The 7888-nt window shown below is 62.4% G+C and carries 8 protein-coding genes and 1 pseudogene; 7 read left to right on the top strand and 2 right to left on the bottom strand.

Going from position 1 to position 7888, the window contains the following annotated elements; genetic code table 11:
• The 7 genes and pseudogenes from EN993_RS27025 to EN993_RS38385 form a co-directional block, all read left to right on the top strand.
• Positions 1-313, top strand: a pseudogene (locus tag EN993_RS27025) (LPS export ABC transporter permease LptF); the annotation flags it as partial.
• Entirely contained in the window at positions 310-1395 is a 1086-nt protein-coding gene (gene lptG, locus EN993_RS27020) for an LPS export ABC transporter permease LptG (protein WP_206438822.1), read from the top strand. The pseudogene EN993_RS27025 and the gene lptG, both read left to right, overlap by 4 nt.
• Positions 1395-3833 carry an LPS-assembly protein LptD gene (locus tag EN993_RS27015; RefSeq protein ID WP_164757831.1) on the top strand — a complete coding sequence of 813 codons (2439 nt, stop codon included), beginning with the start codon at positions 1395-1397 and terminating at the stop codon, positions 3831-3833. The genes lptG and EN993_RS27015 overlap by 1 nt, the downstream gene beginning before the upstream one ends.
• A 91-nt stretch (positions 3834-3924) precedes the next feature.
• A complete protein-coding gene (locus EN993_RS27010) occupies positions 3925-4860 on the top strand; it encodes a peptidylprolyl isomerase (protein ID WP_164757830.1) in 936 nt (311 codons plus the stop codon).
• Between the two features lies 1 nt (position 4861).
• Positions 4862-5890 carry a 4-hydroxythreonine-4-phosphate dehydrogenase PdxA gene (gene pdxA / locus EN993_RS27005; RefSeq protein ID WP_127265288.1) on the top strand — a complete coding sequence of 343 codons (1029 nt, stop codon included), beginning with the start codon at positions 4862-4864 and terminating at the stop codon, positions 5888-5890.
• A gap of 10 nt (positions 5891-5900) precedes the next feature.
• Positions 5901-6740, top strand: a complete 840-nt coding sequence (gene rsmA / locus EN993_RS27000; RefSeq protein WP_109662838.1) for a 16S rRNA (adenine(1518)-N(6)/adenine(1519)-N(6))-dimethyltransferase RsmA — start codon at positions 5901-5903, stop codon at positions 6738-6740.
• A 237-nt stretch (positions 6741-6977) separates the two neighbouring features.
• On the top strand, positions 6978-7100 hold the full coding sequence (locus tag EN993_RS38385; protein WP_281040360.1) for a hypothetical protein: 123 nt from the start codon (positions 6978-6980) through the stop codon (positions 7098-7100).
• Between the two features lie 5 nt (positions 7101-7105).
• Here EN993_RS38385 and gmk read toward each other — a convergent pair whose 3' ends face one another.
• Positions 7106-7762 (bottom strand): guanylate kinase, encoded by a 657-nt coding sequence (gmk, locus tag EN993_RS26990; RefSeq protein WP_013532512.1) that lies wholly within the window; start codon positions 7760-7762, stop codon positions 7106-7108.
• Between the two features lie 3 nt (positions 7763-7765).
• Positions 7766-7888: DUF1732 domain-containing protein (locus EN993_RS26985; RefSeq protein ID WP_127265287.1), on the bottom strand; the 123-nt coding region annotated here is incomplete at its 5' end.

The raw sequence follows: 7888 nt of genomic DNA, 5'->3' as shown, positions 1-7888 counted from the left end.
CGCGCGCTCGCACCGCGAGGCACGCGTCAATCCGCTGATCACGGCCATCGGGATATCGCTGTTCGTGCGTTGGCTGGGCTTTTTTGCCGCCAGCAAAGCCGATGAGATCCCGCAATATGCCTATATGGTCTATGGCGTGCCGATCGTGGCTTCCGCGGTGGCGATCTGGTTCATCGTCTCCAACCGGACCATGGAACTGCCGGTGGCCTGGGCCGACTGGATGACAAATTTCGCCACGCGCACCGGTGACAGCTGGAACGCTCTCAAACTGCGTTTGTCCAGACGCGGCACTTCAGGGCAAGGGGTCAGCTGATGGGCTGGACGCTGGGCCGCTATTTCTTCTTCCGCTATGTGACGATCACCATCTGGTTCTTCATCGGCCTCCTGGCGCTGGTGTTCCTGATCGATTTCACCGAACTCTCCGGCCGCACCACCGGCCTGCCCGGCTTCACCTACGGAACGGCAGTGGCCATTTCGGGGCTCCGAATGCCGATGATCATGCTGCAGACGGTGCCGTTTGTCGGTCTGTTCTCGGCGATGGCGACGCTGGTGTCGCTCAACCGGCGCTACGAACTGGTCATCGCGCGTTCCGCGGGCGTTTCCGCCTGGCAGTTCCTGTTGCCATGCTGCATCGGAGCCTTGCTGTTCGGCGTCTTGTCGGTTGGCGTCATCAATCCGCTCGCCGCGCACGCATTCTCCTGGTCCGAGCAGATCGAAACCCAGCTGCGTTCCGGCAAATCGAACACGGTTTCAGCCGATGCCGCGCCCTGGATTCGGCAGAAAACCAGTTCGGGGGACACCATCATCGGTGCGCGGGCCATCCTCAATCAGGGCCTGGAGATGGCCGATGTCGTCTTTTTCATTCTCGACCCGCAAGGCAACATCGTCGAGCGCAAGGACGCCGCGCGCGCCTTCCTTCGCGACGGCTATTGGGAATTGCAGAACGTCAAGACATTCCAGAACGGCACGATCCAGGCATCGACAACCGATCGCGTGCCGACCAATCTGAAGCCCGAATTCGTGCAAGAGCGGCTGGCGCGCCCCGAAACCATCCCTTTCTATGATCTGCCGGGAAAGATCGAGGTTGCCCGCTCCTTCGGCCTCAAGGCAAATGCCTTTGCCATGCAGTTTGATTCGCTGGTGGCGTTGCCGTTCCTTCTCGTCGCCATGACGCTGATTGCGGCAACGGTTTCAATGCGATTTGCTAGGATGGGGCAGTCGGCAACGATGATTCTGGGTGGCATCATCGCCGGCTTTCTGCTTTATGTCGTTTCGGTGCTGGTGAAGGCATTCGGCGTGGCGGGATTCGTGCCGACTGTCGTAGCCGCATGGGTGCCGGTCGTAGTGGCTATGTTCTTCGGGGTGACTTTCCTGCTATACAAGGAAGACGGCTAGTGAGGGAGGCGTTTTTGCCCAGCAACAGGCAGGCCCGTTTGGCGCGCCTCTATGCGGCGACCGCCTTGGCGTGCGTGCTTGCATGCGTCGTCCCGATGCCGGCGTTCGCGCAGGATGTCGGTGACATGGCGACATCGGTTCCGTCAGGCTCGCAGATGCTGCTCGCTGCCGATACGCTGGTCTACAACAACGAAAATCAGACGGTGACCGCCGTCGGTGGCGTGCAGATCGACTATGGTGGCAATCGCCTTGTCGCCCAGCGGGTCGAATACAACCGCAACACCAAGCGGATGGTTGCGAGCGGCAATGTCGAAGTCGTCAACAGCGACGGCACCAAGATCAATTCGGAACATATCGACATCACCGATGACTTCGCCGACGGCTTCGTCAACGCATTGCGTGTCGAAACCATCGACAAGGCCTATTTCGCCGCCGAAAGCGCCGAGCGCATGGGCGGCGTCCTGACCACGTTCCACAATGGCGTCTACACCGCCTGCGAACCGTGCGAGGACAAGCCCGACAAAGCGCCGACCTGGCGCGTCAAGGCCAGGAAGATCATCTGGAACGGCGAGAAGAAGACGGTTCGCTTCGAGAATGCGAATTTCGAGTTCTTCGGTTTCCCGCTCGCCTATCTGCCTGCATTCGAGATTGCCGACCCGACGGTGAAGCGCAAGAGCGGCTTCCTGATCCCCAGCATCGTCTACAAGAGCGATCTCGGTGTCGGCGTAAAAATTCCCTATTATTTCGCATTGTCACCGACTTACGACCTGACCGTCACCGGCTCCGGCTACACCAAGCAGGGCTTCCTCGGTGAGGCCGAATGGCGCCAGCGCTTCAACAATGGCCAGTACAGTTTGAAGATCGCCGGAATCCATCAGCAGGATCCCGATGCCTTCCTCGACACGACTGCCTTCCCCAGCACCGCTGGCCACAATGTCGATTCGGGCGCAGCGGGCGATCCCAACAAATTCCGTGGCATGATGGGCACGCAGGGCCAGTTCGCCATCAATCCGCGCTGGAATTTCGGCTGGGATGTGCTGCTGCAGACCGACAAGAACTTCTCGAACACCTATAACATCGACAAGTACAATGGCAGCGTCCACCAGTCGTCGGTCTATTTGACAGGTCTCAACGGCCGCAACTATTTCGACCTGCGCGCCATGCACTTCGAAGTGCAGGAAGATACACCCAACGACAACATCTCTGCGCGAAGCGGACAGCAGCCCTGGGTGCTGCCGTCGCTCGACTACGCCTATATTCCCGACGTATCGGTGGCTGGCGGCCAGCTGTCGCTCAATGTCAACTCGCGGGTTATCAGCCGCGACGATCTCGACCAGACCTACTTCACCCCTTACGTACCTGGTTCAGGCACGCAGCGTGTCCGTGGCATCGAAGGCGAATCGGGCCGCCTCACCGCCGAGGCCGAGTGGAAGCGGAGCTTCGTCACCGATGGCGGGCTGGTGCTGACGCCGTTGCTGGCACTGCAGGGCGATGTGGACTACCTGAACGCATCGTCGGCCTCGCTCGCCGCCATCAACCAGATGGCAACGAATTTGGGCGAGCAGGACGATATGCGCTCGTCATTTGCCCGTTACATGGCAACCGCAGGCCTCGAGATGCGTTGGCCGGTGCTGTTTTCCATGGCGAGCGGATCCAGCCATGTGATCGAACCGATGGCGCAGGTCTTCATGCGCCCGAACGAGCAGTATGTCGGCGGTCTGGCCGTTCCCAACGAAGACGCCCAAAGCATGGTGTTCGACGCGACCACCTTGTTCGAACGCGACAAGTTCTCCGGCTACGACCGCGTCGAAGGCGGTTCGCGCGCCAATGTCGGCTTCCGCTATTCCGGCTCGTACAACAATGGCTGGGGCACCAATGCCATTTTCGGCCAATCCTATCAGATCGGCGGCGAGAATTCCTTCGCGGCTCCGGATCTGGTCAATGTTGGCGCCTATTCAGGTCTCGACACGACCAAGTCCGACTATGTCGGCCTGTTCGGCATCAACAGCCCCAACGGCTTCGCGGCCTCGGTCAGCGGCCGTTTTGACGAACAGAGCTTTGAGATCCGCCGCGCCGAGGTGAAGGCCGCCTATTCCGGCCTGCCGGTGTCGCTGAGCGCCAAATACGCCTTCATCCAGGCCCAGCCGCTCTACGGTTTCACGACCGACCGCCACGAAGTCACGCTCGGTGCATCGACGCATCTCGCCGAGAACTGGCGCGTCTTCGGCACCGGAACCTACGACCTGCAGGAAAGCCTGTTGGTCAGGGACGGCGTCGGCTTCGCCTACAATGATTCCTGCTTCACCTATTTGATGACCTACTCGCAGTCGCGTGACCTGAACACCAGGGAGGTGTCGCAGACCATCGGCTTCAATCTGTCGTTCCGCACCCTCGGCGATTTCGGCTCGTCGAGCAGTGGCGTCGACACGATCCAGTAACAATCGGCGACATCGTTTCGCCGCATAGGGCTGGCACGGATTTCGCGCACCTGAAAAGATAAAAATTGGGCGGAGCCGGGATAGAATTGGGATGCCAACGATGAGGAAATACCTCTTTTCAGCAGGTTTTGCGCTGCTTGTGGCGGCGACGTGCGTGTCGATCACCGTGATGACGCCACCGGCTTTCGCCAGCGAGATCAAATACGTCGTCAACGACATTCCGGTCACCACCGGCGACATCGCCCATCGCGCCGCCTTCCTGAAGCTGCAGCGCAAGAAGGGTGACGCCGGCCAGGAAATGATCGACCAGACGCTGCGCATGGCCGAGGCCAAGCGGCTTGGCATCCGCATCAGCGACGCTCAGGTCGAAGCGGCGTATCAGCGCTTTGCGTCAAGCAACAAGATGCAGCTCAGCCAGCTCGACGGCGTCATGGAGAAGTCGGGCGTCACCAAGGGCCACTTCAAGGAATTCATCCGCGCCCAGATGGCCTGGAACCAGGCCTTGAGCGCGCGCTACCGTTCCGGCGACGGTACCGGTGCCGTCAGCGAACAGGATATTGTCAGGAAGATGCTCGAAAAAGGCGGATCCAAGCCGAGCGCCACCGAGTACATGCTGCAGCAGGTCATCTTCGTGGTGCCGGCGGCAGAACGCAGCGCGACGCTGGGCAAACGCAAGCGCGAGGCCGACGCCATGCGCGCCCGCTTCAGCGGCTGCAACACGACGCGCGAATTCGCCAAGGGCCTGATCGACGTCACCGTTCGCGATCTGGGCCGGGTGCTGGCGCCGCAACTGCCGCCGGACTGGGCCGAGCAGATCAAGGCTACCAAGGTCGGCGGCGCCACCGTCACGCGCGAAACCGAACGCGGCGTCGAATTCATCGGCATCTGCTCGTCGCGCGAAGTGTCCGACGACAAGGTCGCGCAGATGGTGTTCCAGGGCGAAAGCTCCGGTGACAAGAACGCCGACGAACTCAGCAAGAAATATGTCGACGAGCTGAAGGCGAAAGCCCGCATCGTCAAGCGCTGACGTGGGCAGCACCGTGGCTGTGCTCGCGCTGAGCGCCGGCGATCCGTCCGGCATCGGGCCGGAGATCGCCATCGCTGCCTTCATGGCGCGCGAGGCTGCCGCCCTGCCTCCCTTCTATCTGCTCGCCGATCCGGCGCTGATCGCCTCCCGGGCGCGTCTCCTCGGCATTTCGCTGCCGGTCGTCGAAACGACATCGGCGCAAGCGGCGCAAGTCTTTGCCCGCGCCTTGCCGATCGTTCCACTGACCACCCGCTGCATCGACAGCCCTGGCCGACCCGACCCGGCCAATGCGGCCGCCACCATCGAAGCCATCGACCGCGCCGTCGCCGACTGCCTCGCCGGCGAAGCCTCGGCCGTCGTCACCTGCCCTATCGCCAAGAAGCCGCTCTACGATGCCGGCTTTCGCTTTCCCGGCCACACAGAGTATCTGGCACATCTGGCGGCCCGGCACAGCGGCGTCCAAGCGATGCCGGTGATGATGCTGGCAGGCCCCGACCTGCGCACCGTTCCCGTCACCATCCACATCGCGCTGGCCGAGGTGCCGAAGGCACTGACCACCGAACTGATCGTCGCCACTGCGCGCATCACCGCCGCCGACCTCATCGGCCGCTTCGGCATCGCCCGGCCGAGGCTCGCCGTTGCCGGGCTCAATCCGCATGCCGGTGAAGGCGGCGCCATGGGCCTCGAGGACGAGCGGATCGTGCGCCCGGCGGTCGACATCCTGCGTGCCGAAGGGATCGACGCTTTCGGTCCGCTGCCGGCCGACACGTTGTTCCACGCCCGGGCACGGGCGGGCTACGACGCAGCCCTTTGCATGTATCACGACCAGGCACTGATCCCGGCCAAGGCGCTGGCCTTCGACGAGGCGGTCAATGTCACGCTCGGCCTGCCCTTCATCCGCACCTCGCCCGACCACGGCACCGCCTTCGACATCGCCGGCAAGGGCGTGGCGCGGCCCGACAGCCTGATCGCAGCATTGAAGCTTGCCCGACAGCTGGCCGACACAAACACGAAGGCAGTTGCCGCATGAGACCGCAGGCATGAGCATCGACGGGCTGCCGCCGCTGCGCGAAGTGATCGAGCGTCATGGCCTGCAGGCAAAGAAGGCGCTCGGCCAGAATTTCCTGCTCGACCTGAACCTCACCGGCAAGATCGCCCGCACCGCCGGCGACTTGTCCGATGCAACCGTGATCGAGGTCGGTCCCGGTCCCGGCGGGCTGACCCGCGCCTTGCTCTCCAACGGGGCGCGTCACGTCATCGCCATCGAGCGTGACGAACGCTGCCTGGCTGCCCTTGCCGAAGTGTCCGATCATTATCCCGGCCGACTGGAGGTTGTGTCCGGCGATGCGCTGAAGACGGATTTCGCGGCACTTGCCAGTCGAGCGGCCGGGGACGGCGGCCCGGTAAAGATCGTGGCCAACCTGCCCTACAACATCGGCACGGAGTTGCTGGTGCGCTGGTTGACGGTCAGCGATTGGCCGCCCTTCTACACCTCGATGACTTTGATGTTCCAGCGCGAGGTAGCCGAGCGCATCGTCGCACCCGCTGGCAGCGACAGCTATGGCCGGCTGGGGGTTCTTGCCGGCTGGCGGACGGAGGCGAGGATCGCCTTCGACGTACCGCCACAGGCATTCACGCCGCCGCCAAAGGTCACCTCCTCGGTGGTGCATCTGGTGCCGCGCCTGACCCCTCTGCCCGCCGAGGTGAAAAAACTCGGACGCGTCACCGAAGCCGCCTTCGGCCAACGTCGCAAGATGCTGCGGCAAAGCGTGAAGAGCCTCGGCGGCGAGGCCCTGCTCGAACGCGCCGGCATCGATCCGACGCGCCGCGCCGAGACGCTCAGCGTCGAGGAATTCGTGCGGCTGACCAATGCGGCATGAGGGCTGACATGCAGGAACTTGGGGTGGTGCCTCGACTTTTCCCGCTTGTTGTGGCGGGGCAAAAGACGTCCACCATACGCTGGCGCGAAACGACGATCGTGCCGGGTTACATGCGCTATGTCTGCGATGGTGACGCCACGTCGACAGCCATTGTGTGGGTTACGCGCTGTACGGAGATGCCGTTGTCGAAAAGCTGCCGCCTTTGTCGGGCGGCAAAGCGAGTGGCCAAAGGATGTCATGCTGTCCGGAATGCGAGAGCACTATGCTGAGATCGAATGGACCGACATCGTGCAGATCGTCGAACATCTGACGCCGGCCGATAGCATGCGTCTATCCAACTACCCGGCTGCCACACCGTAGCCGGTTCAGCCAGTCTTCTCGTCCAACAGTCCCGAGACGAAATCGAACAGGCCTGGCCGACGATCACGTCTTAGCCGCTCGGCGACGACGATGCCGCGCACTTCGGCGAAGGCGCGGTCGAGGTCGTCATTGACGATGACGAAATCATATTCCTTCCAGTGCTCGATCTCGTTGCGGGCGTTTTTCAACCGCGTTTCGATCACCGCTTCCTGGTCTTCGGCGCGGCGCTTCAGCCGCGCCTTCAATTCCTTCATCGATGGCGGCAGGATGAAGATCGAGACGATGTCGGCGCGCATCTTCTCCTTGAGCTGCTGGGCACCTTGCCAGTCGATGTCGAACAGCATGTCGCGCCCTTCCGACAGCGCCAGTTCAGCCGGTTCGCGCGGGGTCGCATAGCAATTGCCGTGCACCTCGGCCCATTCAAGCAGCGCGTCGGAATCGCGCAGCCGCTCGAACTCGCGCATCGTCCTAAAATGGTAGTGGACGCCCTCGATCTCGCTGCCGCGGCGCGGTCTGGTGGTGACCGAGACCGACAGTTCGAGGCTGGAATCGCTTTCCAGAAGATTGCGCGCGATCGTCGACTTGCCGGCGCCGGATGGCGACGACAGGACGAGCATCAGGCCCCGGCGGCGAATGCGGGACCCCAAATCCTTGGCAACCATCGGCTACTCCAGATTCTGGATCTGTTCACGAAACTGGTCGACCACCGCCTTCAGTTCCAGCCCGATCGCGGTGACGGCGGCGGCATTCGACTTCGAACACAGCGTATTCGATTCGCGGTTAAATTC

Origin of the sequence: Mesorhizobium sp. M7D.F.Ca.US.004.01.2.1 (genome assembly GCF_003997785.1) — a bacterium.
GTDB lineage: Bacteria > Pseudomonadota > Alphaproteobacteria > Rhizobiales > Rhizobiaceae > Mesorhizobium > Mesorhizobium loti.
Note: the sequence above shows the minus strand (reverse complement) of the source record. Positions and strands in the feature narration are given on the sequence as shown.